Genomic DNA, 24,164 nt, shown 5'->3' with positions numbered 1-24,164 from the left:
GGTTACGACCTGCGGATCCTGATCGGTCCTCGCCACTCGCCGTCCGGATCCAGGACGTTGCCGCGCTGGGTCAGCTGGACCCGGCCGTCGCGAGCCAGCTCCCGCGCCGCCTCTCGCGCCTCGGCCATCAGCGGCCGCCAATCGTCGGCCACCGCGCGGGCCGCGTCCGAGGGGCAGGTGCTGCTCCGCGCTCCCCGCGCGTAGGCCAGCGCGAGGATCGCGGCCCGCAGCCGTTCGGCAGTGGACCCGGCGGCAAGAGCCCTCCGGGCGTCGGCGGCGCCCGGACCGTCGCCGTCGCGGATCCGCTCCAGTTCGGTCATCCCGTGAGCACCCGCTCGATCCGCGCCACCGACGGCGTCTCCTCCTCGAACAGGCACTGCAGCTGGTAGCCGTCGGCCACCGCGGCCAGGTGGGCGGCCTGCGCCGGCGGGAGGATCTCGGCGAGCCAGTCGCGCAGCTGGGCGTTCGACGCGCGGCTGACCTCGCGGAACTTCGGGTCCCGCATGCCCAGCATGTACAGCTCGTAGGCGACGATGCTCGTCGTCCGCTGGTCGGTCAGCTGGTGGTGGATCAGCTCCGCCAGCCGGCGCACGACGTTGTCCGGGCGGGTGCCGGCGAGCCGCTCGCCGAGGGTCCCCGTCCGCAGGTGCAGCACGCGGGCGCTGGCTTCCAGCAACAGCCCCGGCACGGACTCGAAGTAGTACGCGACCGACCCGACCGGCACCCCGGCCTCGGCCGCCACGGAACGGGCCGTGACGCTCGCGATCCCGCTCCGCTGCACCAGCTCGATCGCGGCCCGCAGGATGCGCTCCCGCCGCTCGGGGTCATTCGGCGTGTTCTTCGGCCGCACCGGGTTCCTCCCGCTTCCTCGCGTTGATCAGCATGACACCGACCACCACGAGCGCGACGCCGACCCACGCCGCCGGGGACAGCCGGTCGGCGAAGAGCACCGCCGCCAGCAACGCGACCCCGGCGGTTCCGGCACCGGTCCAGATCACGTAGGCCACGCTCACCGGCACCACCTTCAGCGCGAAGGCCAGCGCGACGGTCGTCGCGGCGTAACCGGCGACCGAAACCACCGACGGCGCCAGGACCGTGAACCCGTGCGACGCCTTCAACGCCAGCGTCGCCACCATTTCGAGGACCACCGTGGCGGCCAGGCACAGCCATCCGCGCAGCGGGCTCATCCCGCGATCCCCAGGATCGTCACGCCGGCCAGGGTCACGGCCATGCCGGCGAGCTGCACCGGCGTGGTGCGCACCGCGAAGAAGATCCGGTCGACGATCACCAGCACCACCGCCGCGGTGCCGGTCCACACCGCGTAGACGAGCCCGACCGGCAGCCGCTGGACCAGCCAGGACAGCAACAGGGTGGCCATCGCGAATGACACGACGGCGGCCAGCGCGCTCGCCCACCGCGTGAACCCGTGCGACGCGCGGGTGAAGAGCGTTCCCGACAGCCCCGAGGCGATGGCCAGGGCGAGCACCACGATCGTCATACCGGCCAGAGTATGTACGCACGTTCATACTTGGCAAGCGAGTTGCGGTTTCCGGGGAACCCGGGCAGGTGAGCGGGTTCCTACCTCGACCGCCACGGGCCGGCCGCAGTGGTCCGACGCCGGCCGGTACCCGCGGACCGTTCGGGCAGCGAGCGCGGCAGCCCGAACGCGGGCAGCACGCTGTTCTCGAACCTCGTCATCGCACGGATCCCGTCGTGGGCCAGGGTGAGCACGTACAACCCGGTCCCGTGCCGGACCCCCGACGGCGCACGCAGGTAGGCGCCGAACGCCGGTTCGAGGACACCGCGGTGCACCACCCGCGGACCGGCCGGGCGCCGCTCGCCGAAACCGTCACGTTCGTCGACGGCTGACCTCGGGCAGCGAGCGCGGCAGCCCGAACGCGGGCAGCACGCTGTTCTCGAACCTCGTCATCGCACGGATCCCGTCGTGGGCCAGGGTGAGCACGTACAACCCGGTCCCGTGCCGGACCCCCGACGGCGCACGCAGGTAGGCGCCGAACGCCGGTTCGAGGACACCGCGGTGCACCACCCGCGGACCGGCCGGGCGCCGCTCGCCGAAACCGTCACGTTCGTCGACGGCTGACCTCGGGCAGCGAGCGCGGCAGCCCGAACGCGGGCAGCACGCTGTTCTCGAACCGCGTCATCGCGCGGATCCCGTCGCGGGCCAGGGTGAGCACGTACAACCCGGTCCCGTGCCGGGCCCCGGACGGCGCGCGCAGGTAGGCGCCGAACGCGGGCTGGCCGTTCGCGCGGGTCGGCACGAGGTCGAAGCGGCGGCCCGCGCCGAACAGGCGGGCGCAGAAGCCGGCGACGACGTCCCGGCCCTCGTACTCGAGGGGCAGCGGCGGCATGGACATGAAGACGTCGTCGGTCAGCAGGGCCACCAAGGCAGCGATGTCGGCGTCCTCCCAGGCGCGTACGAAGTCGGCGACGATCGCGGCCCCGGCCGGCGGGTTGCCCGGCTCCCGGTGCCGCAGGCCGGCGCGGGCTCGTTTGAGGGCGCTCTTCACCGAGTCGACCGTGGTGTCCAGCATCGCCGCGACGTCGCTCGCCGGGAAACCGAGGACGTCCCGCAGCACCAGCACCGCCACCTGCCGGGGCGGCAGCAGCTGGAGCGCGGTGACGAACGCGAGCGAGATGGCTTCGCTTTGCTCGTACCGGGCTTCCGGGCCGAGCGGCACGGCGAACGCGCCTTCGAGGAGAGTGTCGGGATACGGCTCGAGCCAGACGACCTCGCCGAGCCGGGTCGGCTCGGGCGGCTCGACGCCGGGGATGTCCCACGCCTTGGCCGGGCGGCGCGCGGCCGTGCGCAGGGCGCTGAGGCAGCGGTTGGTGGCGATCCGGTAGAGCCAGGTGCGGATCGAGGCGCGGCCGTCGAACCCGCCGAGGCCGCGCCAGGCGTCCAGCAGGGTGTCCTGCAGCGCGTCCTCGGCGTCCTGGAACGAGCCGAGCATCCGGTAGCAGTGCACCTGCAGCTCCCGGCGGTGCGGCTCGGTCAGCGCCCGGAACGCCTCACCGTCGCCCGCCCGCGCCCGGTCGATCAGCTCGGTTCCCGCCATCGGTCCGCCTCTCCTCGCGTTCATCCTGTACGGACGCCGCCGCGAACGCGAAAGGGGCGCGCCCCCTTTCGCGGCCGGCCGGCGTCGGTAGGGGCATGGGAAAAATCATCGTCAGTGCGAACGTCACGCTCGACGGAGTCGTCCAGGACCCGACCGGGGACGAGGGCACCGGCCGCGGCAGCTGGTTCACCCGGATCGCGGACACCGACCGGGAGGCGTGGGCGAAGGCCGAGTTCGAAGAGGCGCTGGGCGCCGAAGTCCTGCTGATGGGAAGGCGCACCTACGGGTACTTCCGCTCCCGCGGCTGGCCGTCCCGGCCCGGCGAGTGGGCGGACCGGCTGCGCGCCCTGCCGAAGTACGTCGTGTCGTCGTCGGCCGTCGAGGGCTGGGGTGAGACGACCGTCCTGGGCGGCGACGTCGTCACCGCGGTCAAGGAGCTGAAGGAGGGCGTGGCCGGGGAGATCGTCGTCTACGGCAGTGGCCGGCTCGTGCACACCCTGCTCGAGCACGACCTGGCCGACGAGCTGCGCCTGATGACCTACCCGTTCGTGGCCGGCGCGGGCGCGCGGCTCTTCCCGGCCACCGACGTCGTCAAGCCCGCACGGCTGGTGGCCAACCGCACGGTCGGCGCCGGTCTCGCGTTGCTGACCTACCGGTGCTGAGCCCGCCTCCGCCACCGAAGACCACCGACGAGCCCGGCACCCACGACGATCACCAGACCGGTGACGAGCAGCACCGACCCGAAAGACGTGGGCCGCTCAGGCGCGGCTTGGACCGCTCCCCCGCCGCTCACGGGGTTCACCGGAGGCCGGATCGCGCCCCACGGCAACGGTTCGCCCGCCGGCATCGGGGCCGGCGGCGGGGTGATCTCCAGGCGGCCGGGCAGGGTGAGCGTGCCGATGTCGTAGCCGGCGAAGATGCCCTGCCGGGCCGAGACCCGCCAGACGCCGTCGGTGGGCACGGCGATCGCCGCCGCGTAGTGCGCGGGCTCGCGCAGAGCGACTCCGGGGAAGACGACGGGGTCGCCCTGCGCGGGGGTCAGCACGAGGGCCGTCGGGCCCAGCTCTCCGTAGCTGGGGTGGGAACCGTGCTGCAGCACCCAGTAGCCGACGGTGTAGGGCTGCCCGGCCCGCAGGGTCTCGGGCAGCGGGTCGAGGTAGGTCGTGGCCCAGTTGCCCGCCACCGCGGCGGGCGTCGACACCAGCAGGGTCACCAGGGCGGCGCCGAGCGCCAGGACGAGTCGCAGCTTCATGTCCGCCCTACACCGCGGCGGCTTGACCGGTTCCCGGAACCTTCCGGGCGCCGGCGGTGTAGAAGGGGTGGGCAAAGGGGGGCGGGCCGACGGACGACGACGAAGTGGTGGCGCGGATTCTCGGCGGCGACCCGGCGGCCTACGGGACGCTGGTCGACCGCTACACCGCGCTCGCCCACCGGACGGCCTACCTGCTGGGCGCCGGGCACGAGGCCGAGGACGTCGTCCAGGAGGCGTTCGTGAAGGCGTTCCGGGCGCTTTCGTCGTTCCGCGGCGGTGCCTCGTTCCGGGCGTGGCTGCTGCGGATCGTCGCGAACGAGACGCACAACCTGGTCCGCTCCCGGCGGCGGCGCGCCGCGACGGAACTGCGCGCCGCGCGCCAAGAGCCGACCCACGCCGACGGTCCCGAGAGCCGGGCGTTCCCGGACACCGCGCTGCTCGACGCGGTGCGGACGCTGCCGGAGAAGAACCGGGCCGTGGTGATCTGCCGGTACTTCCTCGACCTCACCGAAGGGGAGACGGCGGAGGTGCTCGGCTGCCCGCGGGGTTCGGTGAAGTCCCGCGGGCACCGTGCGTTCGCCCGGCTGCGGGAGCTGCTGGCCGAGCCGGACAAGGAGGTCGTCGGTGACTGAGCCCCGGGACGACCGGCTCGCCGCCGCCCTGCGCGACCTCGGCGACCGGCTCGACGTGCCGCCGGCGCCCGACGTGCGCGAGGCCGTCCTGGCCCGGCTGGCCACGCCGCCGCGACGACGGCCGGTGCTCCCCCGCTGGGCGACCGTCGCCGCGGCGCTCGTGCTGGCCTTCGCCATCGCGGTCACGGTGTCGCCCGCGGTGCGCGCGACCGTGACGGACCTGCTGCGGTTCGCCGGCATCGAGCTGCGTGAGGAGCCCGGGCCCGCGATCCGCGAGCAAGGTCTGCTCCCCGGCGAGCGCTCGGTCGACCTCGGCGAAGCCCGCCACCTGGCCGCGTTCCCGATCAGCGTGCCGGCCGCCCTCGGCTACCCGGACGACGTGCGGGTCGCCGACGAGCCGACGCGCGTGGTGTCGCTGCTCTACCAGGCCGGACCGGGCCGGCCCCCGGCCACCGCCGGGCCGGTCGCCCTCCGGCTCGACGAGTTCGACGGGCAGCTCGGGCCGGCGTTCGAGAAGTTCCTGTCGATGGCCGGCGGGCAGGCGGTCGACGTCGACGGCGTGCCGGCCATCTGGGTCGACCGGCCCCACGAGCTGCTCTACATCGACCGCACCGGCGAGTGGCACCACGAAACGGCTCGCCTCAGCGCGCAGACGCTGGTGTGGCAACGCGGCGCCGTCACCTTCCGGCTCGAAGGCGCGTTCACCCTCTCCGACGCCCTGCGGATCGCGGCCACGGTCGGCTGAGCCCTACAGCCAGTCGTGCTCACGGGCGTAGCGGGCGGCTTCGTGGCGCGTGCGGGTCTGCGTCTTCTGCATCGCGTTCGACAGGTAGTTGCGCACCGTGCCCTCCGCGAGGTGCAGCTGCCCGGCGATGTCGGCGACCGAAAAGCCTTCCCGCGTCGCCCGCAGGACGTCGATCTCGCGGTCCGTCAGCGGGCAGTCGTCGACGACGGCCAGCGCCGAGACGTCGGGGTCGATCCAGCGCTTGCCCGCGTGCAGCGTCTTGATCACCGACGTGATGTGCGCCGGCTCCGCCGACTTGCTGACGAACCCCTGGACGCCGAGCTTCAGCGCCTTGCGCAGGACGCCGGGCCGGGCGTGGCGGGTCAGCATGAGGATCACCTGCCGCGGCCGGGCGCGCCGGATCTGCGCGACCGCGCCGAGCCCGTCGACGTTCGGCATCTCGAGGTCGATGACGAGCACGTCCGGCTCGTGCCGCAGGGTGGCGGCCACCGCCTGTTCGCCGTCTTCGGCCTCGGCGAGCACGGTGATCTCGCCCTCGAGCGGCAGCAGTGCCGCCAGCGCCTTGCGGAGCAGGGCTTCGTCGTCGGCGAGCACCACGGTGGTCATCGGGCGTCCTCCTTCGACGCGGGGAACGCCGCCGCCGTCCGGAAGCGACCGTCCGCGCGCGACACTTCCAGCTCGCCACCGCGCTCGGCCAGCCGCTGCCGCAGCGCCGAAAGCCCGGACAGCTCCGGCGGCCCGGTCTCGGCGACGCCGTCGTTGACGATGACGATCCCGCGGCGCGCCAACGTGATCCGCACCTGCCGCGCCTCGGCGTGCCGCAGGATGTTGGTCGTCGTCTCACGCAGGACCTGGCCGAGCAGCTGCCCGGCCTGATCGTCCACTTCGGACTCCCGCTCGACGCGCACGTGGATGCCGGCGGCTTCGAACAGGTTCTTCGCGTTCTCCAGCTCGGCCGGCAGGTTGAGCCGCCGGTGGGCGTACACGAGCTCCTTGGTCTGGACGATCGTGTCGCCGACCAGCGTGCGCACCTCCCCCAGCTCCTCGCGCGCCCGGTCGACGTCGCTGTCCAGCAGTTTCTCGGCCAGCGCCACCTTCAGCTTCACCACGTGCAGGGTGTGGCCCTGGATGTCGTGCAGGTCGCTCGCGAAGCGGACCCGCTCCCGCACCACGGCCAGCTCCGCCTCCTTCTCGCGCGACTGCTCGAGCTCCGCGATCAGGTCGAAGAACCGCTGGCTGGCGAACATGAACGCGGTCGTGATCAGCACGGCCACCGCGGGGACGGCGACGAACTGCACCAGCCGGGGCACGAGGTGGTCCTCGTGCGCCAGCAGGTTCGCCGAGCCGAGGACGGCGACCAGGCCACCGAGCCCGAAGAGGGCCGCGAGCCGGTGGCGCCGCAGTGGCGGGATGAGGAACGAGCCCACCAGGGACAGCCCGTAGAACGCGGCGCTGTCGTCGGTCAGCGCCCCGGCCAGCCAGACCACCGCGGTGACGACCAGGCTCGGCCGGGCGACGCGGAGGTAGTCGCCCGCGGTCCAGCGTTCGGCCGTCGCCAAGGCCGCGACCAGCCCGACGAGCTGGATCACGACGTGCCACCACGAGCGGGCCGTCAGCGCCAGCAGCAGCACGCCGACCAACGCGAGCGGCGGGATCGTGACGATCAGGTTGAGCCGGCGCAGCCGCTCCTGGACCGCCCCGCCGGTCCAGGTGCTCCTGCGCGCGATCGTGGGCACCTCCATGAACCCGAGCGTATCGGGCTTCGCGGACACCACCAGTGACACTGCGTCATGTGTCGGGGTGACGTGGTGGCACTGCCCGGCGGCGGCGCGAGCCGGTGGAATCGGAGCATGTCCACGACACCGGTCATCGACGTCGATCGCCTCACCCTCACCTACGACGGCTTCCCCGCCGTCAAGGACCTTTCGTTCCAAGTGGAACCCGGAGAGCTGTACGCGCTGCTCGGCACGAACGGCGCGGGCAAGACCTCGACCCTGGAGACGGTCGAAGGCCACCGCACGCCGACCTCGGGCGCGGTGCGCGTGTTCGGGAAGGACCCCCGCGACCGCGCCGCGGTCCGGCCGCGGATGGGGATCATGCTGCAGGAGAGCGGGTTCTCCCCGGACCTGACCGTGCGGGAGACCGTCCGGATGGTCGGGCGGCTCACCGAGCGGACCGACGACGTCGGGCGCGTGCTCGGCGTCGTCGACCTGACCCGCAAGGCCGGCACCAAGGTCGGCCAGCTCTCCGGCGGCGAGAAGCGGCGGCTGGACTTCGCCACCGCCGTCTACGGCACCCCCGAGCTGGTCTTCCTCGACGAGCCCACCACCGGCCTCGACATCCAGTCCCGGGACGCGCTCTGGGACGCGGTGGACCGGCTGCGCGAGGACGGCTCGACCGTCGTCCTGACCACCCACTACCTCGAGGAAGCCCAGCAGCGCGCCGACCGCATCGGCCTCATGCACCAGGGCGTCTTCCACCGCGAGGGCACCGTCGCCGAGCTGACGCGGACCCTGCCGGCGACCATCCACTTCGGTCTCCCGGCGCACGCTCCGGCACCGCCTCTGCTCGCCTCGCGGGGCACGGACGGCCAGTACCTCGTCGAGACCTTCGGCCTGCAGAAGGACCTGCACACGCTGCTCGGCTGGGCCCAGGACCACGCCGTGGAGCTGCGGGACCTCCAGGCCGGGCCGACGCGGCTCGACGACGTCTTCCGCGCCATCGAACACTCCTGAGAAAGGGACCCCATGCTCACGATCGCTCGTGGCGAGCTGATCCAGATCTTCCGCAACCGCCTGGTCCTGGTCACCGCCCTGGTGCTGCCGGCCGCGCTCAGCGCGTTCTTCATCGCCAAGCACGACCTGTTCACCCAGGTCGGCAGCCTCGGCTACATCGCCACGCTGGCGTTGTTCTTCGTGGCGGGCATCGGGCTGTACACCACGACGGTGACCACGCTGGCTTCCCGCCGCCAGAACCTGTTCCTCAAGCGCCTGCGCTCCACCGCGGCGGGTGACGCCGGCATCCTCGGCGGGCTGCTGCTGCCGATCACCGTGCTCTCGGTGCTCCAGATCGCGGTCATCCTGAGCGCGCTCGCCCTGGTCGCCGGGACGCCGTCGGACCCGCTGCTGCTGGTCGCCGCCGTGGTGTCCGTCGTGGTCATGATGCTCGCGCTGGGGCTGGCGACGGCCGGGCTGACGAACTCGCCGGAACACGCGCAGGTGACCACGCTGCCGGTCAGCCTCGGCGTGATCGCCGTGTCCGGCTGGGTCGGCGTCACCGGGACCGGTGACCTCACGCTGCTCAAGCGCCTGCTGCCCGGCGGCTCGGCGACCGAGCTGGTGCTGAACGCCTGGAACGGCGGCGTCCCGCTCTCCGACTCACTCGTCCTGTTCGGCCCCACCTTGGCCTGGGTCGTCGTCGCCGTCGCGCTGGCCACGCGGCTCTTCCGCTGGGAACCGCGCCGCTGAGGCGCGGCCGAGATCGAAACGAGGGGAAACTCGATGCGCAAGACTCTTCTGGCCGCGGCTTTGGCCGTGTTGGGCACGACCGTCGTGGCGCCGTCGGCGTCCGCCGCGCCGCTGCAGTGGGGCCCGTGCCCGGTCGGCGCCTTCCCGACGCCGGACCTGCAGTGCACCACGCTGAAAGTGCCGCTGGACTACCGGAACCCGGACGGCGCGAAGATCGACGTCGCGGTGTCGCGGCTGGCCAGCAAGAACCCGGCGAAACGGCGGGGTGTGCTGCTGACCAACCCGGGCGGTCCCGGCGGCGAAGGCCTGACCTACCCGCAGGTGCTGAAGCTCGTGAAGCTGCCGCAGAGCGTGCTCGACCAGTACGACGTCATCGGCTTCGACCCCCGCGGCGTCGGCCACAGCACGCCGGTGACCTGCGACCTGACCACCGAGCAGATGATGATCGGCAACCTGCCCTACGCGCAGGGGCCGGCCGACGTCGTCAAGCAGGCGGGGGTCGCGAAGACAGAGGCGAAGCAGTGCGCCGACGCCAAGACCGGGCCGATGCTGCCGTACGTCACGACGGCGAACACCGCGCGGGACATGGACCGCATCCGCACGGCGCTCGGTGAGTCCACTGTGTCCTATCTCGGCGCTTCCTACGGGACGTACCTGGGTGCGGTGTACACCAGCATGTTCCCGGAGCGCAGCGACCGGTTCGTGCTCGACAGCAACCTCGGGCCGGGCGGGTACGACATCGACGCGATGCGCAACTTCGGCCGGGGCATGGAAGACCGCTTCCCCGACTTCGCCGCGTTCGCCGCCGCCCACCCGGAGTACGGGCTCGGCACCACGCCGGCCCAGGTGACGGCCAAGTTCCACGAGCTGGCCGTCCGGCTGGACAAGGCGCCGGTCGAGGGCATCACCGGGTCGCTGTTCCGCGGCCTGACGTTCGAACGGATGTACGCGAGCAACCTGAAGCAGCTCGCCGAGAACTGGCAGGCGCTGGACCAGGGCCGCCCGCCCCACGCGCCGGAGACGACGATCCCGCCGACGGACAACCTCTTCGCGGCCCGCTTCGCCGTGCTCTGCGGCGACTCGGCGTGGCCCCGGTCGGTGGCGAGCTACCAGCTCGACGTCGCCGTGGACCGGATCCGCTACCCGCTGCTCGGGGCGGCGTCGGCGAACATCGCGGCGTGCGCGTTCTGGCCGAACCCGCCGATCGAGCCGAAGGTGCGGATCACCGGCCACGGCCCGGCGAACGTGCTGATGGTGCAGAACGAGCGTGACCCGGGCACGCCGCTGGCCGGCGCCCGCAAGCTGCGGTCGGCGTTCGGTGACCGGGCTCGGATGATCACCATCGACCAGGGTGGGCACGGGGCATACCTGTTCGGGTCCAACCAGTGCGGCAACACGGCGGTGACGGAGTTCCTCGCGACCGGCAAGCGCCCGGCGCGGGACGTGTTCTGCGCCGCGGAAAGCCACTGAGCGGGTTCACCCGTCGGTCGTCTTGGCGCACCGCACCGGCTCCCCGGGGCCGGCGGCGGTCGCCTTGGCGAGCTCTCGGACCCCGTCGAGCAGGATGCGGCAGGTGAGCGTGAGGTCCCCGGTGGGGCTCGCGCTCACCTGCGCGGCCTGCCCGGCGGTGACGACGACGTCCCGCTTCCAGGGCACGCCGACCGGGCCGTCGACGGTCTGCTGCTTGACCTCGTCGTCGTACCGGTTGGGTGAGTCGGAGTAGCCGACCTGCGAGAGGGTCCCGTCCCGCTGGCCGGTGATTTCGTAGGTGATGGCCCACGACTTGCCGGTGGGGTTGGAACAGGCCACCAACCCGGCCCCGAGTGCGACGACTGCCAGTGCTCCCCTGATCTTCATGCTTCGCACGGTAGGGAAAGTCGGGCGGCGGGGCATCGCCGGAAAGATCGATCAGCCGATAGTGCGAACGGCTTAGGTTGTCAACGCACGCCCAGCCGGCTGTCGCGTGTGGAGCCACGCCGGGACTGCCGTCAGCACCCCGACCGCCGCCATGATCACGGCTCCCGCGACCGGCAACCACCATCCCGCCGGCACCGCCGCCCGCCCGCTGAGCATCCCGTACAGCCCGAGCCCCGCCGGCATCCCCAGCAGCAACGCCGGGACCGCCGGCACCAGCTGGGCCGTGCACAGCGCCAGCACCACCTGGCCCGGCGTCGCGCCGAGCGTTCGCGTCACCGCCAGCGCCCGCCGGGCTTGGATCGCCGTGCTCCAGCCGAGAAACACCGTGTTCAGCGCCGACAACGCCGCCAGCGCCAGGGTGATGCCAAGCAGCACCTGGTCCGTCCGGGCGTTCACCGCCGCCATCGCCGGGGCCGTCAGCCCGGTTCCCTTGTCCGTGGCGAGCGCCGTGCGGTAGGCCAGCAGCGCCGCGATCGTGACGCTGATGGTGGCAATGCCGAGCACCGTCAGCGCGGCACGGCCCGGCCGCCGGGCGAGCAGCCGGACACCGATCAGGAACGACGTCGGCAGGTACGCCGTCAGCGCGGTCAGCCGCGGCTGGTGCGTGAACAGCCGGGCCGGGTCGGCCAGGGTGTGGACCGTGCTCGTGCGGGCCGCCCGCAGGACCGGGCCGAGCGTGCCGGCCAAGGTGACCAGGACGGCGAGGAGCACCACGGCGACGACGGTGAAGGGGGCAGGCGGGCCGGCCGTGGTCAGCAGCCCGGCGCTGGGGTCGGCCAGCGCCGGGGCGGCCACGGTCCCCACGGTCAGGCCGAGCGCCGCGGCCAGTGCGGTCGGCGCCAGGTACTGCGCCAGCAGGACCGCCGCGACGGTCCGGGGACCGGCGCCGACGGCCTTGAGCAGCCCGGCCCGCCGGTTGTCACGGCCGGCGCGGACGGCGGCGAGCGCGGCGAGAGTGACGAACGCGGCTGCGGCCAGCAGCCAGCCACCGATCACCAGATCGGGCTGGGTGTTCCGGATCATGTTCCGGTCCGTCTGCAGGACGGTCTGCCAGGTGTGCGTGTTGACCCAGTCGTCGCCCCGGCGGTCATCGGTGAACACCGTCTCGCGCCAGTGCACCGGCAGGTCGGGGTCGGTCAGCTTCAGGTGGATGAGGTAGACGACTTCGGCGTCCCCCGCCGCGGCCCGGGCATCGGCCGTGGTGAGCCAGATCCGGCCGCCCCGGTCGGTCGGCCCCGCCCCCTGGGCCCAGTCGCTCCACGGGTACACCGGGGTGGCCGCGCTGATCGCGATCCCGACCACCGGATAGCCGCGCCCGCCCAGCGAAACCACGTCACCGACGCCCACGCCGAACATCCGCGCGAAACCGCGTTCGACCACCGCGCCACCGGGCCGCACCCAGGCGCCGTCGGTGACGAGTGGACGGTCCACTGTGGATGGTCTGGTGTCCCGCCCCTCAATCGACGTGTGCGCGGCCCTGCCGTTCAGCCCGACGGTGGCGTCGAACGCGAAGACCGGCGGGGCCAGCTCGGCCACGCCGGGCGCGGCGGCGAGCCGGGCGGCCAGGCCCGCCGGGTCCGCGGCCGTCGTGATGGCGGTGAGATCGGGACCGGCGGTGGCCTCGCGGGTCTTCTGGTACCCGGCGGTCACGGCGGTGCCGGCCGCCAGCCCGAGGGCCAGCGCGGCGGTGGTGGCGGTGACGGCGACCAGGAAGATCGCGGCCTCCCCGGGACGGCGGCGCAGGTCCCGCACGGCGAGGCGCCACACCAGCAGCAGGCGGCCCACGGCTCAGCCTTCCCAGCTCAGCAGCGCGCCGAGCCGGACGGTGTCGGCGCCCATCCAGGTGTCGTCGACCAGCGCCCCGTCGCGCAGGGAGACGACGCGGTCGGCCGTGGCGGCGACGCGCTCGTCGTGCGTCACCACCACCAGCGTCTGACCGGCGGCGCGCAGCTCGGCGAAGAGCCGGAGGATGTCGTGGGTCGCGGCGCTGTCGAGGTTCCCGGTGGGCTCGTCGGCGAGGAGCACCAAGGGCTCGTTGACCAGCGCCCGGGCGATGGCGACCCGCTGCCGCTGCCCGCCGGACAGCGCCGCGGGCAGGTGCCGGGCCCGATCCGCGAGCCCGACACGGTGCAGCAGCGCGGCGGCCCGGTCGCGAGCGGCGCACGGAGAGGCGCCGGCGACCAGCGCGGGCAGCTCGACGTTCTCCGCCGCGGTCAGCTCGTCCATCAGGTGGAAGTCTTGGAAGACGAACCCGATGGCGTGGCGGCGCAGCCGGGCGAGCGCCCGCTCGCCGAGGTGGTCGACGCGCCGGCCGCCGAGCCACACCTTGCCGTGGGTCGGCCGGTCGAGGCCGCCGAGCAGGTGCAGCAGCGTCGACTTGCCACAGCCGCTCGGCCCGGTCACCGCGAGCGTCTGCCCGGCGGGCACGTCGAGGTCGACGTCGTCGACGGCGCGCACCAGGTTTTCGCCCTGCCCGTACGTCCGCGACAGGCCGGCGGCCCGCAGAACGGCTTTGGTCATCGGTCTTCTCCCGTTTTCCCACGCGCGCGGGCCACCCAGGTCCGCTCGCACGCTTCCAGCCAGCGCAGGTCGGCCTGCATCCGCAGGGCGACGCCCTCGAGCAGCAGGCCGGCTTCGGAGTTCGGCTCATGGGCGAGCGTGGCGTGCTGGACCTCGGCGAGGGTGCGCAGCAGCTCACGGCGCCGTGCGTCGACGAGCGCGAGCGGGTCCGCCAGCCCCGACTCGGCGGCGGCGACCAGCTTCAGGTGGAAGTCGGTCACGTCCACGCGCGGCCCGGCGCTCTCGGCGAGCCACGCGCCGACCCGCTCCTGCCCGGCGGCGGTCAACGCGTAGACCTTGCGCCGCGGCCCCCGCACCGGCGTGTCCTCCCGCTCCTGAACGACCAAGCCGGTCTTCTCGAGCCGGGTGAGCGTGACGTAGACCTGCCCGACGTTGAGCGTCTCCCCGAGCGGCCCGAGCGCGGCGACCAGCCGCCGTCGCAGGTCATAGCCGTGCGAAGGCTCCTTGGCCAGCAAGGCCAGCACCACGTCCTGCACGGACCACCCTTCGTCGGCGACCCGTCAATAGATAGCGGTTAGCCAAAAGGGTGTCAACCGAGCTCGCCGACGACGAAGAGGCCGCGGCCGCCCCAGGGGCGCCGCGGCCTCTTCGCTCGATCCGGTGCCGCTACAACCGCTTCTTCACGTCCGGCTTGGCGCCCGCGGTGGCCGGCGGGCCGCCGACACCGGACTCGATCGCCGCCGTCACGATGCGGTTCCGGTCGCCCGATGACAACACCCCGTTGCCCACCAGCTCCTGCGTCACCGCCTTCACATGCTTCACGAACCGGTCGTGCGACGCGTACTCCGCGTTCTCGTCGACGACGTCGTTCAGCGTGCAGCCGTTGCCGATGTCGATGTTCTCGACCTGGCTGTCGACGCCGCCGATCACCACCGTGTCGCGGGTGTCCGAGTTCGGGCACGCGTCCGGCGGTGGTGGGGCCGCCACCACCGTGAACGCCCCGGTCGTCTCCGGCGAGACGTTGCCGGCCACGTCGGTCGCCCGGGCGCGCACCGTGTGGGCGCCCAGTGCCGACACCACCACCGGCGTCGCGTGCCGCGTCCACGCCCCGCTGTCCACCTTGTACTCCACCGCGGCGACGCCGGACTCGGTGTCCGAAGCCGTGACCGTCACGGTCGCCTGCGAGACGTAGTTCCAGCTGCCGTCCTGCTTGCCGGTCACCGCCAGGGACACCGCCGGCGCGGTCGTGTCGCCGCCGGCGACCACCGTGAACGACACCGATCCTTCGGGAGACGCGTTCCCGGCGACGTCGCGAGCGCGGTAGCCGACCGTGTGCGCGCCGGGCGCCGAGACGACGACCGGTGCCGAGTACGCGGCCCACGCCCCGCTGTCCACTTTGTACTCCACCGCCGCGACGCCGGACCCGGTGTCCGAAGCCGTGACCGTCACGGTCGCCTTGCCGACGTAGGCGCCGTCCTCGTCCTGGGTGCCGGCCACCGTCGCGGACACCGTCGGCGCGGTCGTGTCGCGCTTGACCACCGTGAAGTGCGACATGCCTTCCGGGGACGTGTTCCCGGCCGCGTCGGTCGCCCGGAAGTGGAACATGTGCTCGCCCGCGCCGGTGACCGCCACCGGCGTCGAGTACGCGGTCCACGCGCCGCCGTCCAGCTGGTACTCCACGGAGGCGACCGCGGAGTCCGTGTCGGTCGCGGTCACCGAAACCGTGGCGACGTCGAGGTAGTTGCCCGCCGAGTCCTTGTCACCCGCGATCGAGGCGGTCACCGTGGGCGGTGTCGTGTCGCCCTGGCCTTCGACGATCGTGAAGTGCGCCATCCCCTCTTCGGAGGTGTTCCCGGCGACGTCGGTCGCGCGGTAGTGCAGCATGTGCATGCCGACGGCGTTGACCACGACCGGGGCGCTGTAGGCGCTCCAGGCGCCGCCGTCGAGCTGGTACTCGACCGACGCCACCCCGGAGCCCGCGTCGGTCGCGGTCAACGACACCGTGGCCGACTCGATGTAGTTGCCCGACTCGTCGCGATCACCCGCCACCGCGGCGGTCACCGTCGGCGCGGTCGTGTCGCCGGTGCCGTCGGACACGACGAACTCCCCCACCATCGAGGTGTGGCCGGGGATCGTGCAGAAGTACCGGTACTTGCCCGGGGTGAGCGTCACGGTCGCCTCGTGGCGGCCGTTGTCGGTGTCGAAGGGGTTGGCCAGGATGTTCAGGGAGACGTCGTGGTTGTAGCCCGGCGTCGACGTGTCGAACGTCAGGGTGTGCGACATCCCCGTCGTGTTGCCGGTGGCTTCGCTGTTCTCGAAGACGATCGTGGTCTCGCCCGGCAGCGCCCCGGTGGGCGCGGACGCGTATTCGGTGGTGCTGTTGCTGCCGGTCCAGGTCAAGGTCTGGACCGGCGCCGCCACGGCCGGGGTGGCCAGCCCGAGCAGCGCGAGAAAAGCCGTCAGCAGCACGGCGATCAGTCGTGGGGACATCGCGGGAGAACCTTCCTGGGATGGGAGGGATGGGGGCCGGGCGAACCCGGCCCCCATCGCGCTACAGCTGCCGCACCCGGATGTTGCGGAACTCGGTCAGGTCGTTGTCACTGTGGTTCTGCAGCCCGATGAACCCGCTGACGAACTGCCTGAGGTCGGTCGGCGGATCGCCGGCCCGGGAGGACTGCTGGCCCGGCGTGTTGTCGAACTCGTTGATCACCACGCCGTTGCGGATCATCGTGTAGTGCTGCCCGACGACCTTGATCTCGTACTCGTTCCAGGTCCCCTTCGGCCGCGCGCCCGCCTGGTCCAGCGTGCGCGGGTCGAAGTTGTAGACCGACCCGGTCTTCTGCGGCTCGCCGGTGTCGCCGTCGTAGATCTGGATCTCGTGGCCGCAGTAGATCGCCACCCAGGCCTGCGACGTCCGCGCCGAGCCGACCGTGCCGCAGCTGCCCGGTGGCCGCTGGGCCAGTGGCGTCCGCGGATCCGGGAACCGGACGAAGACGCCGCTGTTGGCCCGGTTCGGGTCCGGCGCGATGTCCTTGAACTGGAGTTTCACCGAGAAGTCGCCGAACTGGCGCTGGGCGTACCAGAGCATGCCCAGCCCGCCGGCCGAGCGGATCGACCCGTCCGGTTGGAGGGTGAACTGCCCGGACGGCGCTTGCTCCCAGCCCCGCAACGACTCCGCGGTGCCGTCGAAGATCGCGTCGTAGCCGGTGGTGCCCGGTTTCCCGATCGGCGAGGCTTCGGCGGCCGCGTTGAGCTCGGCCACTTCGTCGTCGTTCAGCACCCCGAGGTCCGACAGCGTCTCGGTGGCCTGGTCGACGTGGTTGACGAACGCCGCGTGCGTGCTCCACGTGCCTTCGTCGTCGATGAAGTCGTCGACCGTGCAGCCGCCGCCGGCGTTGCGGTTGACCACCTTCGTGACGGTGTCGCCCAACGTCACCACCGGGCTCGGGTCGGCCACCGCGCAGCCGATGTTCACCGCGGTCCGCGTGGTCACCTGCTCGCCGTTGGCGTAGGTCACGGTCAGCTTGGCGGTGAAGATGCCGGTGCGCGGGTAGGTGTGCCGCGGGTCGGCCTGGGTGGACACCGAGCCGTCGCCGAACTCCCAGCGGTAGGAGACACCGCCGGACTTCGAGCCGGTGAACGCCGCCGTCAGCGCCTTGTTCTGCACCAGCGTCGACGACGCGGCCGGCGCCGGGGTCGCCGGCCCGCCGGTGTAGCTGATCTTCAGCAGCTTCTGGTTGGCGTCCAGGGAGAAGAAGCCGTTGCCGTAGTCCAGGACGTACAGCGCGCCGTCCGGCCCGAACTTGGCGTCCATCCAGCTCTGCACCCGGGTGTCACCGGAGCCGCCCGGGATGATCTGCCGGAACGTCTCGGCGAACACCGGCGGCTGGTGCGTCGGGACACCCGCCGGGTCGACGGTCACCGCGACGCGGTTCTGGGCGTTGGACTCGTCGCCGATGAACCACTTGTTGTCCCAGTACGCCGGCCACGCGACACCGCTGTTCGTGTTGACCAGCGAACGGTGGTACGTCGGCCCGGACATGACCGCCTGGCCGCCGCCCCGCAGGTACGGCTGGGTGTAGGTGGCGTCCGCCGCGACGTAGGTCGGGATGGACGAGCCCGGCCGCTTCGGGAAGACCGGGCCGCCGCCGTCGGGCGAGTACCAGATCATGTTGTCCTTGATCGGCGGCAGGTTCACCAGGCCGGTGTTGCGCGGCGAGGTGTTCACCGGGTTGTCGCAGTCGTACCAGCCGGTCAGTTCGGCCGCGTTGGTGCTGCTGCGGTCGCGGTAGGGCTGCCGGTTGCCCATGCAGTACGGCCAGCCGTGGTTGCCCGCCTCGGTGATGATGGTCGCCGTCTCGTACTTCGCCGGGCCGAGCTCCGGGCTCGGCGAGGACGCGTCGGGGCCGACCCAGCCCGCGGTCATCCAGTTGTGCACCGGGTCGATCTGCAGGCGCGAGATGTTGCGGACGCCCATCACGTAGATCTCCGGGCGCGTCTTGTCCGCCGGCCCGTTCGGGAACAGGTTGCCCTGCGGGATCGTGTACGTCCCGTTCGCCTCCGGGTGGATGCGCAGGATCTTGCCGTCCAGGTCGTTCGTGTTGCCCGCCGTGCGGCGCGCGTCCTGGAAGGAGATGCCCTTGTAGTCCAGCGTCCAGTTGTTGCCGGAGTAGCCGTTCGAGCCGCCCGAGGAGTTGTTGTCCCCGGACCCGACGTAGAGGTTGCCGTCCTTGTCGAACGCCATGCCGCCACCGGCGTGGCAGCAGCTGTGGATCTGCACGTCCCAGGACAGCAGGTCCTTGCGCGTGGCCTGGTCGAGCGTCTGCGCGGTGGCGTTGTAGGTGAAGCGCGACACCGTGCGCTTGCCGATCCGCTTGTCGCGGTCGATCGACGCGTGCGGCATCCAATACGCGTACATGTAGCCGTTTTCGGCGAACTTCGGGTCCAGCGTCAGCCCGAGCAGGCCCTCTTCGTTCTTGACCAGCTCGTCACCGCTGCCGCGGTTGCCCATCACCGGCAGGGTGGTGAGCAGCTTGACCTTCTTCGTGGCCGGGTCCCACTGGTGGACCGTGCCGCAGCCGAGGCCGACGTTCGGGTCGTCCCAGCTGACGATCGGGCCGGTCGGGCAGGCCGCCTTGCCGATGTAGAACACCTTGCCGTCGGGGGCGATGGTCAGCCCGTGCGGCTCGCCGATCTGGTCGAGCTGCCCGGCGGCGTTCTTGCCGGTCAGCCGCTCGATCTTGTAGTTCGCGGCGATGCCGGCCTGGCAGTCGCCCCGCACCATGCCGGTCGTCCAGCGCAACGCGCCGAGCAGGTGGCTGCGGAACTGGTCCTCGCCGTAGGACGCTTCGGTGCGGCCCATCCCGGTGTAGAAGGACCGGCCGCCTTCGTAGTCGCGGCACCAGGAGATCGGGTGGAACGCGCCGTTCGCGCCGACACCCGGGTTGTAGCCCTTCTCCTCGACCTGCGCGACCGTGTGGACGGTGCCGACCGGGTTGGTCTCCCAGTTGAGCCACCGGTCGGTGCGCGTCCAGTTCTGCGGCAGCCCGGCGGTGGCCGGGTGCTGCGCGTCGAGGACGTCGACGACGGCCTGCTGCGGCGCGGGCTCCGGCGGCGGCGGGGTCGTCGAGGTGTCCTTGAACAGCTTGAGGTCCGCCAGCTGGATGAGCGGCTCACCCGAGTTCGCGGTGATGTTCAGCCGGTAGTTCGGGTACACCGTCGTGTTGGCGAAGGTGAAGGTCCGGGTCTGGAACCGGTCGGTGAACACCTCGTTCGTGCGGGTGTCCAGGTCGGTCCAGGTGTTCCCGTCCGCCGAACCCTGCAGGGTCCAGTTCTTCGGGTCCCGGCCGGGGAAGTCGTTCGCCGACACCAGGGAGTAGCTGCTGACCGCGACCGGCGTCGCCATCTTGTAGGCCGCCCAGCCGGTCGTGGCGAACGTCAGCCACTTGGTGTTCTCGTTGTTGTCAGCCAGCTTTTCCTTGGTCTCGTTGGGCGGGTTCTCCGCGCTCGCGGTCACCGTGGCCACCGCTTCGGGCGTGGGCCGCGCACCGACCGGGCGGGCGCCGATCAGGCCGGTGAACCACTGCGACGAGTCCTGCGCGCGGGCCGCGTCGGAAATGCCGAGGAACCCGCCGCCGGCCTTCATGTAGGCCTGCAGCGCGGCTTCCTGCTCCCGCGCGAGCGTCACGCCCTGCGCCGACAGGAACACGACGCCGCGGTACTTGGCGAGGTTCGCGGTGCTGAACACCGTGGGATCCTGCGACGCCGTGACCGTGATGCCGTTGTCCGACCCGAGCCGCGCGATCGCGTCCGCCGCGCGCAGCACCGGGTCCTTCTGGTCGGCTGCCGCGCCGTGGAAGACCAGCACGTTCACCGGGACGTTCACCGCCGCCGGCGCGGCCTGCGCCACCGGCATCGCCATCAGCGGCGCGCCGGCCGCCAGCACCGAACCGATCGCGAGCACGACCGCGCCGCGCCTCCCGAACCACCGTCTCTTCATGACTCCCCTCCTAAGCGTGCGTGCGGGCTTCGGGCATCTCGTGCCCGGAATGGTCGTGCTGCTTGAAGCGGTCGATCGCGTCCTGGGCGCCGTCGGGCAGGCTGCCGTCGGGGTTGCGGACCAGGAACAGGCCCACCATGCCGCCGTCGGAGTGGGTCTGGACGTGGCAGTGGTACATCCACACCCCCGGCCCGACGCCGTCGCCGGCGAGGATCTGGAAGCCGAACGAGCTGCCCGGGTCCAGGTTCTTGTTGTCGACGGTCTGCGCGTTGTCGGTGGCACTGCTCAACATCCCGGTGCGGGTGTCGGCCCAGCGGTGCCCGTGCAGGTGGAAGGTGTGCGGCAGGCTGCCGTACCCGATGCAGACCCACTCGACGCGCTCGCCGAGCCGCGCCTCGAGGATCGGCGTGTTCGGGGCCATCTCGTGGTTGATCATCATCTCGTTGAACACGACGGTGTACTGCTTGCTGGGCAGCAGGTCACCGCGCTTGCGCACGATCAGCCCGCCGTAGAGCCCGCGCGCGAGGCCCGCGGTCCCGTGGTCGGTGCCCATCGCGTGGTCGTGGTAGTGCCAGTACCCGGCGCTGCCCGGCATCCAGAACCCGCCACTGGCCTCGGCTCTGGCCCGGGTGCGCCAGGTGTAGGTCCGCGTTTCGCGCGGGTTGTTGAACGACGCGTTGAGCGGCGCGCCGTCGGACGCGGTGTCGTAGTTGACGCCGTGCGGGTGGATCGACAGGCGCTGGTCGGTCGTGTTGACCAGTTCGATCTCGAGCGTGTCGCCCTCGTAGATCTCCAGCAGCGGCCCGGGGACCGTGGCCTTGCCCGGCTCGAGCCCGTAGCCGTAGCGGCCGTTGGGCAGTGCTTCGGCGTAGATCGTGATCCGGCGGGTCAGGCCCGCCGCCTCCGCCGGGCCGGCCAGCCCGACGGCGGGCGCGAGGACGCCCGCGGCGGTTCCGGCCAGCATCGACCGACGTGACACTCGCATGTGGATTCCCCCGGGGCTCAGAAGCGCACGGTGCGCAGGTACTCGAAGCCGACCTTGGCGGTGTTCAACGGGTCGGCCGGCTGGTCGTGCTCGACGATGTACTCGCCGATGTTGTGGCAGGACGCGGCGAAGATGCGCGGGAAGTTGATGACGCCGGCGCCGGGGTCGACCATCTGCCCGTCCGCGGTCCGGTCCTTGACGTGGTACTGCGTCACGCGCGGGTAGTTGCGCCGGAACAGCTCGACCGGGTCCGCACCGCCGTTCACCGCCCAGAAGAGATCGATTTCCAGGTGGACGTCACGCTTGTTCGTCTTCTTCGTGAGCACGTCGTACGGGACCACGCCGTCGATCGGGGCGAACTCGTGGTCGTGATTGTGGTACCCGAGGGCGAGCCCGGCCTTCTTGAAGGCGACCGCGGCGGTGTTCATGCGGCCCGCGAAGGCCTCCCACTCGGCGATCGTGCCGAAGTTCGCGTACGGCACGACGACCGAGCGGTTGCCGAGGACCTTGGCGTCGGCGATGGTCTGGTTCAGGTCACCGTCGATGCCCACGTGGGTCGAGGACGCCTTGATGTGGTTGCGGTCGAGGATGGCGCGGAACTCGGTGGCGCTGCGGCCGTAGGTGCCGGCCAGCTCGACCTTCCGGTAGCCGATGTCGGCCAGCGCCGACAGCGTGCCTTCGGGGTCGTTCTGCAGGAGGGAACGCAGGGAGTAGAGCTGGATGCTGATCTTGTCGACCGGGACCCGCTGCCGGGCCGCCGACGCGCTCGCGGTGCCGGGCAGGGCCACCGCCGCCGCCCCCACCGTGAGGGCCGCTGTCGCCACGTTCAGGAATGTCCGTCGGGAGTGCTGCTCTGGCCGGTCACCGCACATGGAACTCCCTCATCTCTGGTTGCTGAAAGCCGCGTCGAAAGCCGCCGACGGCTGGTCGAACAGGTGCTCGCGCAGGTACTTCACCGCCTCCGCCGCGCCACGGAGCCGGTCCATCCCGGCGTCTTCCCACTCCACCGAGATCGGGCCGGTGTAGCCGATCGAGTTCAGCGCCCGGAAGCAGTCCTCCCACGGGACGTCGCCGTGGCCGACGGACACGAAGTCCCAGCCGCGGCGCGGATCGGCCCAGGCCAGGTGCGAGCCGAGCCGGCCGTTGCGGCCGTCGAAGCGCTTGCGGGTGTCCTTGCAGTCGACGTGGTAGATCCGGTCGGCGAAGTCGAGGATGAACCCGACCGGGTCGAGGTCCTGCCAGACGAAGTGCGACGGGTCCCAGTTCAGCCCGAACGCCGGCCGGTGGTCCACGGCCTCGAGGGCGCGCTTGGTCGTCCAGTAGTCGTAGGCGATCTCCGACGGGTGCACCTCGTGCGCGAACCGGACGCCGGCCTCGTCGAAGACGTCGAGGATCGGGTGCCAGCGACGCGCGAAGTCCGCGTAACCGTCATCGATGTCATCGCGCGAGACCGGGGGGAACATCGCGACGTACTTCCAGATCTTCGACCCGGTGAAGCCGATGACGGTGTCGACGCCGAGCTTCGCCGCCGCCCGCGCGGTGTCGGCCATTTCGGCCGCCGCCCGCTGCCGGACGCCCTCGGGTTCACCGTCACCCCACACGCGGGCCGGGAGAATGGCTTTGTGCCGGGCGTCGATCGGGTCGTCGCAGACGGCCTGGCCGACCAGGTGGTTCGAGATCGCCCACACCTTGAGCCCGTGCTCGGCCAGCAGCGCCAGCCGGGCCGGCACGTAGTCCTCTTCGGACAGTGCGCGGTCCACTTCGAAGTGGTCACCCGAGCAGGCGATTTCCAGGCCGTCGTAACCCCAGTCGGCGGCGAGCTTGCAGACTTCGGTGAACGGCAGGTCGGCCCACTGGCCGGTGAACAGCGTGACGGGACGGCTCATTTCGGCTCCTCCACCGCGGTCCAGGTCGCCTGCGCGGCCGCGCTCTTCTCGACGGCGTCCAGCACGCGCTGGACACGCAGGCCGTCGTCGAAGCTCGGCTCCGGGTCGGTGCCCGCGCCGATGGCGGCCAGGAGGTCGGCGACCTCGTTGGTGAACGTGTGCTCGTAACCCAGCAGGTGCCCCGGCGGCCACCACACCCCGACGTACGGGTGTTCGGGCTCGGTGACGAGGATCCGCCGGAACCCCGCTTCGGTGCCGGCGCCCTCGTACCACTGGAGCTCGTTCATCGACTCGAAGTCGAACGCGAGGCTCGCCTTCGAACCGTTGATCTCCAGGCGCATCGCGTTCTTGCGGCCGAGCGCGAACCGGGTGGCTTCGAAGCTCGCCACCGCTCCCCCGGACAGCCGCGCCAGGAACAACGCGGTGTCGTCGACGGTCACGTCGTCCAGCCCGCCGCTCTCGGCCGGCCGCTGCTTGACGAAGGTGTTCGTCAGCGCCGAGACCCCGGTGATCACCTCGCCGGTGACGAACTGGGCGGCGTCGACGATGTGCGCGCCGAGGTCGCCCAGCGCCCCCGAACCGGCGGTCTCCTTGCGCATCCGCCAGGTCATGGGCGCCTGTGGGTCCGACAGCCAGTCCTGCAGGTACACCGACCGCACGTGCCGGATCTCGCCGAGCGCCCCGCTCGCCACGAGCTTGCGGGCGTGGGCGAGCGCGGGCACCCGGCGGTAGTTGAACGCGACCATGGCCCGTACCCCGCGTTCACGGGCCCGTCGCGCCGCTTCGGCCATCGCTTCGGCCTCCGCGACCGAATTGGCGAGGGGCTTCTCGCACAGCACGTGCTTCCCGGCGTCCAGCGCGGCGATCGCGATCTCCGCGTGGCTGTCGCCCGGCGTGCAGACGTCGACCAGGCCGACGTCGTCCCGGGCGATCAGCTTCCGCCAGTCGGTCTCGACGGCCTCCCAGCCGTACCGGGCGGCCGCGGCGCCGGCCCGGGCCTCGTCCCGGCCGGCCAGGACGGCGAGTCGCGGCACCAGCGGCGGATCGAAGAACCGGTGGACGTTGCGCCAGGCGTGCGAATGCACCGCACCCATGAACGCGTGGCCCACCATCCCGATCCCGATGGTTTCCCGTGCCGGGCTCATACCCCTCCTTCTGTTACGTGCGGTGCAAGTCCTCGTGAG

General features: G+C 71.8%; 26 protein-coding genes. 7 read left to right on the top strand and 19 right to left on the bottom strand.

Annotated elements, in window-relative coordinates; translation table 11 throughout:
* Positions 1-2: 2 nt before the first annotated feature.
* From M8542_RS32175 to M8542_RS32160, 4 genes are read right to left on the bottom strand one after another with little or no spacing between them, the layout of a single operon-like run.
* Positions 3-320: a DUF3253 domain-containing protein gene (locus M8542_RS32175; protein ID WP_257924051.1), complete on the bottom strand. Its 318-nt coding sequence runs from the start codon at positions 318-320 to the stop codon at positions 3-5.
* Complete coding sequence (locus M8542_RS32170) at positions 317-850, bottom strand: TetR/AcrR family transcriptional regulator (RefSeq protein ID WP_257924050.1); 534 nt, start codon at positions 848-850, stop codon at positions 317-319. Before M8542_RS32170 ends, M8542_RS32175 begins: the two co-directional genes overlap by 4 nt.
* A complete protein-coding gene (locus M8542_RS32165) occupies positions 825-1,187 on the bottom strand; it encodes a DMT family transporter (protein ID WP_257924049.1) in 363 nt (120 codons plus the stop codon). Before M8542_RS32165 ends, M8542_RS32170 begins: the two co-directional genes overlap by 26 nt.
* Positions 1,184-1,498 (bottom strand): DMT family transporter, encoded by a 315-nt coding sequence (locus M8542_RS32160; protein ID WP_257924048.1) that lies wholly within the window; start codon positions 1,496-1,498, stop codon positions 1,184-1,186. The genes M8542_RS32165 and M8542_RS32160 overlap by 4 nt, the downstream gene beginning before the upstream one ends.
* Positions 1,499-1,746: 248 nt before the next feature.
* On the opposite strand from M8542_RS32160, the gene M8542_RS32155 reads away from it, so the two are divergent.
* Positions 1,747-1,869: a hypothetical protein gene (locus tag M8542_RS32155; protein ID WP_257924047.1), complete on the top strand. Its 123-nt coding sequence runs from the start codon at positions 1,747-1,749 to the stop codon at positions 1,867-1,869.
* Here M8542_RS32155 and M8542_RS32150 read toward each other — a convergent pair.
* Positions 1,850-2,047: a hypothetical protein gene (locus M8542_RS32150; protein WP_257924046.1), complete on the bottom strand. Its 198-nt coding sequence runs from the start codon at positions 2,045-2,047 to the stop codon at positions 1,850-1,852. The two genes, M8542_RS32155 and M8542_RS32150, sit on opposite strands and share 20 nt — an antisense overlap.
* Before the next feature lie 34 nt (positions 2,048-2,081).
* Entirely contained in the window at positions 2,082-3,077 is a 996-nt protein-coding gene (locus M8542_RS32145; protein ID WP_257924045.1) for a sigma-70 family RNA polymerase sigma factor, read from the bottom strand.
* 95 nt (positions 3,078-3,172) lie between these two features.
* Here M8542_RS32145 and M8542_RS32140 point away from each other — a divergent pair, with 95 nt between their 5' ends.
* Positions 3,173-3,739 (top strand): dihydrofolate reductase family protein, encoded by a 567-nt coding sequence (locus tag M8542_RS32140; RefSeq protein WP_257924044.1) that lies wholly within the window; start codon positions 3,173-3,175, stop codon positions 3,737-3,739.
* Here M8542_RS32140 and M8542_RS32135 read toward each other — a convergent pair.
* Positions 3,727-4,329: a hypothetical protein gene (locus M8542_RS32135; RefSeq protein WP_257924043.1), complete on the bottom strand. Its 603-nt coding sequence runs from the start codon at positions 4,327-4,329 to the stop codon at positions 3,727-3,729. The genes M8542_RS32140 and M8542_RS32135 overlap by 13 nt on opposite strands.
* A gap of 107 nt (positions 4,330-4,436) precedes the next feature.
* Here M8542_RS32135 and M8542_RS32130 point away from each other — a divergent pair, with 107 nt between their 5' ends.
* Both M8542_RS32130 and M8542_RS32125 read left to right on the top strand, forming a co-directional pair.
* Entirely contained in the window at positions 4,437-4,961 is a 525-nt protein-coding gene (locus tag M8542_RS32130; RefSeq protein WP_257924042.1) for an RNA polymerase sigma factor, read from the top strand.
* A complete protein-coding gene (locus M8542_RS32125) occupies positions 4,954-5,706 on the top strand; it encodes a hypothetical protein (RefSeq protein ID WP_257924041.1) in 753 nt (250 codons plus the stop codon). Before M8542_RS32130 ends, M8542_RS32125 begins: the two co-directional genes overlap by 8 nt.
* A 3-nt stretch (positions 5,707-5,709) precedes the next feature.
* Here the strand turns inward: M8542_RS32125 and M8542_RS32120 are convergent, their stop codons facing one another.
* Complete coding sequence (locus M8542_RS32120; protein WP_257924040.1) at positions 5,710-6,312, bottom strand: response regulator transcription factor; 603 nt, start codon at positions 6,310-6,312, stop codon at positions 5,710-5,712.
* Positions 6,309-7,448, bottom strand: a complete 1,140-nt coding sequence (locus tag M8542_RS32115; protein ID WP_257924039.1) for a sensor histidine kinase — start codon at positions 7,446-7,448, stop codon at positions 6,309-6,311. Before M8542_RS32115 ends, M8542_RS32120 begins: the two co-directional genes overlap by 4 nt.
* Before the next feature lie 108 nt (positions 7,449-7,556).
* Between M8542_RS32115 and M8542_RS32110 the strand changes: the two genes are divergently transcribed.
* Genes M8542_RS32110 through M8542_RS32100 form a run of 3 tightly spaced genes read left to right on the top strand, consistent with a single transcriptional unit; the run spans position 7,557 to position 10,643 of the window.
* Positions 7,557-8,441: an ABC transporter ATP-binding protein gene (locus M8542_RS32110; protein ID WP_257924038.1), complete on the top strand. Its 885-nt coding sequence runs from the start codon at positions 7,557-7,559 to the stop codon at positions 8,439-8,441.
* 12 nt (positions 8,442-8,453) lie between these two features.
* Complete coding sequence (locus M8542_RS32105; protein ID WP_257924037.1) at positions 8,454-9,173, top strand: ABC transporter permease; 720 nt, start codon at positions 8,454-8,456, stop codon at positions 9,171-9,173.
* A 33-nt stretch (positions 9,174-9,206) separates the two neighbouring features.
* Positions 9,207-10,643 (top strand): alpha/beta hydrolase, encoded by a 1,437-nt coding sequence (locus M8542_RS32100; protein WP_257924036.1) that lies wholly within the window; start codon positions 9,207-9,209, stop codon positions 10,641-10,643.
* 6 nt (positions 10,644-10,649) lie between these two features.
* Here the strand turns inward: M8542_RS32100 and M8542_RS32095 are convergent, their stop codons facing one another.
* The 10 genes from M8542_RS32095 to M8542_RS32050 form a co-directional block, all read right to left on the bottom strand.
* A complete protein-coding gene (locus tag M8542_RS32095) occupies positions 10,650-11,030 on the bottom strand; it encodes an MmpS family transport accessory protein (protein ID WP_257924035.1) in 381 nt (126 codons plus the stop codon).
* A gap of 72 nt (positions 11,031-11,102) precedes the next feature.
* The gene (locus tag M8542_RS32090; protein WP_257924034.1) at positions 11,103-12,875 is read right to left on the bottom strand and encodes an FtsX-like permease family protein; all 1,773 of its coding nucleotides are present in this window, start codon (positions 12,873-12,875) and stop codon (positions 11,103-11,105) included.
* Between the two features lie 3 nt (positions 12,876-12,878).
* Positions 12,879-13,610 (bottom strand): ABC transporter ATP-binding protein, encoded by a 732-nt coding sequence (locus M8542_RS32085; RefSeq protein ID WP_257924033.1) that lies wholly within the window; start codon positions 13,608-13,610, stop codon positions 12,879-12,881.
* Positions 13,607-14,146, bottom strand: a complete 540-nt coding sequence (locus M8542_RS32080; RefSeq protein ID WP_257924032.1) for a PadR family transcriptional regulator — start codon at positions 14,144-14,146, stop codon at positions 13,607-13,609. Before M8542_RS32080 ends, M8542_RS32085 begins: the two co-directional genes overlap by 4 nt.
* Positions 14,147-14,276: 130 nt before the next feature.
* Positions 14,277-16,100 (bottom strand): cupredoxin domain-containing protein, encoded by a 1,824-nt coding sequence (locus tag M8542_RS32075; protein WP_257924031.1) that lies wholly within the window; start codon positions 16,098-16,100, stop codon positions 14,277-14,279.
* Between the two features lie 61 nt (positions 16,101-16,161).
* Positions 16,162-20,109 carry a ThuA domain-containing protein gene (locus M8542_RS32070; protein ID WP_257924030.1) on the bottom strand — a complete coding sequence of 1,316 codons (3,948 nt, stop codon included), beginning with the start codon at positions 20,107-20,109 and terminating at the stop codon, positions 16,162-16,164.
* A gap of 10 nt (positions 20,110-20,119) precedes the next feature.
* Positions 20,120-21,094, bottom strand: a complete 975-nt coding sequence (locus tag M8542_RS32065) for a multicopper oxidase domain-containing protein (protein WP_257924029.1) — start codon at positions 21,092-21,094, stop codon at positions 20,120-20,122.
* 17 nt (positions 21,095-21,111) lie between these two features.
* A complete protein-coding gene (locus M8542_RS32060; protein ID WP_257924028.1) occupies positions 21,112-21,966 on the bottom strand; it encodes a TIM barrel protein in 855 nt (284 codons plus the stop codon).
* A 9-nt stretch (positions 21,967-21,975) separates the two neighbouring features.
* The gene (locus M8542_RS32055) at positions 21,976-22,980 is read right to left on the bottom strand and encodes a sugar phosphate isomerase/epimerase family protein (protein ID WP_257924027.1); all 1,005 of its coding nucleotides are present in this window, start codon (positions 22,978-22,980) and stop codon (positions 21,976-21,978) included.
* The gene (locus M8542_RS32050; RefSeq protein ID WP_257924026.1) at positions 22,977-24,125 is read right to left on the bottom strand and encodes a Gfo/Idh/MocA family protein; all 1,149 of its coding nucleotides are present in this window, start codon (positions 24,123-24,125) and stop codon (positions 22,977-22,979) included. Before M8542_RS32050 ends, M8542_RS32055 begins: the two co-directional genes overlap by 4 nt.
* Positions 24,126-24,164: the final 39 nt, after the last annotated feature.

This window comes from Amycolatopsis iheyensis, assembly GCF_024703995.1.
Taxonomy (GTDB): Bacteria; Actinomycetota; Actinomycetes; order Mycobacteriales; family Pseudonocardiaceae; genus Amycolatopsis; species Amycolatopsis iheyensis.
This window is presented reverse-complemented; position numbering and strand designations above follow the sequence as displayed.

Bases quoted from the DNA above. Each gene is read 5' to 3' on its own strand.
- M8542_RS32095 (WP_257924035.1), bottom strand. From the start codon at position 11,030: ATGAAGATCAGGGGAGCACTGGCAGTCGTCGCACTCGGGGCCGGGTTG.
- M8542_RS32120 (WP_257924040.1), bottom strand. From the start codon at position 6,312: ATGACCACCGTGGTGCTCGCCGACGACGAAGCCCTGCTCCGCAAGGCG.
- M8542_RS32075 (WP_257924031.1), bottom strand. From the start codon at position 16,100: ATGTCCCCACGACTGATCGCCGTGCTGCTGACGGCTTTTCTCGCGCTG.
- M8542_RS32145 (WP_257924045.1), bottom strand. From the start codon at position 3,077: ATGGCGGGAACCGAGCTGATCGACCGGGCGCGGGCGGGCGACGGTGAG.
- M8542_RS32100 (WP_257924036.1), top strand. From the start codon at position 9,207: ATGCGCAAGACTCTTCTGGCCGCGGCTTTGGCCGTGTTGGGCACGACC.
- M8542_RS32110 (WP_257924038.1), top strand. From the start codon at position 7,557: ATGTCCACGACACCGGTCATCGACGTCGATCGCCTCACCCTCACCTAC.
- M8542_RS32135 (WP_257924043.1), bottom strand. From the start codon at position 4,329: ATGAAGCTGCGACTCGTCCTGGCGCTCGGCGCCGCCCTGGTGACCCTG.
- M8542_RS32175 (WP_257924051.1), bottom strand. From the start codon at position 320: ATGACCGAACTGGAGCGGATCCGCGACGGCGACGGTCCGGGCGCCGCC.
- M8542_RS32070 (WP_257924030.1), bottom strand. From the start codon at position 20,109: ATGAAGAGACGGTGGTTCGGGAGGCGCGGCGCGGTCGTGCTCGCGATC.
- M8542_RS32140 (WP_257924044.1), top strand. From the start codon at position 3,173: ATGGGAAAAATCATCGTCAGTGCGAACGTCACGCTCGACGGAGTCGTC.
- M8542_RS32060 (WP_257924028.1), bottom strand. From the start codon at position 21,966: ATGTGCGGTGACCGGCCAGAGCAGCACTCCCGACGGACATTCCTGAAC.
- M8542_RS32165 (WP_257924049.1), bottom strand. From the start codon at position 1,187: ATGAGCCCGCTGCGCGGATGGCTGTGCCTGGCCGCCACGGTGGTCCTC.
- M8542_RS32105 (WP_257924037.1), top strand. From the start codon at position 8,454: ATGCTCACGATCGCTCGTGGCGAGCTGATCCAGATCTTCCGCAACCGC.
- M8542_RS32050 (WP_257924026.1), bottom strand. From the start codon at position 24,125: ATGAGCCCGGCACGGGAAACCATCGGGATCGGGATGGTGGGCCACGCG.
- M8542_RS32160 (WP_257924048.1), bottom strand. From the start codon at position 1,498: ATGACGATCGTGGTGCTCGCCCTGGCCATCGCCTCGGGGCTGTCGGGA.
- M8542_RS32085 (WP_257924033.1), bottom strand. From the start codon at position 13,610: ATGACCAAAGCCGTTCTGCGGGCCGCCGGCCTGTCGCGGACGTACGGG.
- M8542_RS32065 (WP_257924029.1), bottom strand. From the start codon at position 21,094: ATGCGAGTGTCACGTCGGTCGATGCTGGCCGGAACCGCCGCGGGCGTC.
- M8542_RS32055 (WP_257924027.1), bottom strand. From the start codon at position 22,980: ATGAGCCGTCCCGTCACGCTGTTCACCGGCCAGTGGGCCGACCTGCCG.
- M8542_RS32115 (WP_257924039.1), bottom strand. From the start codon at position 7,448: ATGGAGGTGCCCACGATCGCGCGCAGGAGCACCTGGACCGGCGGGGCG.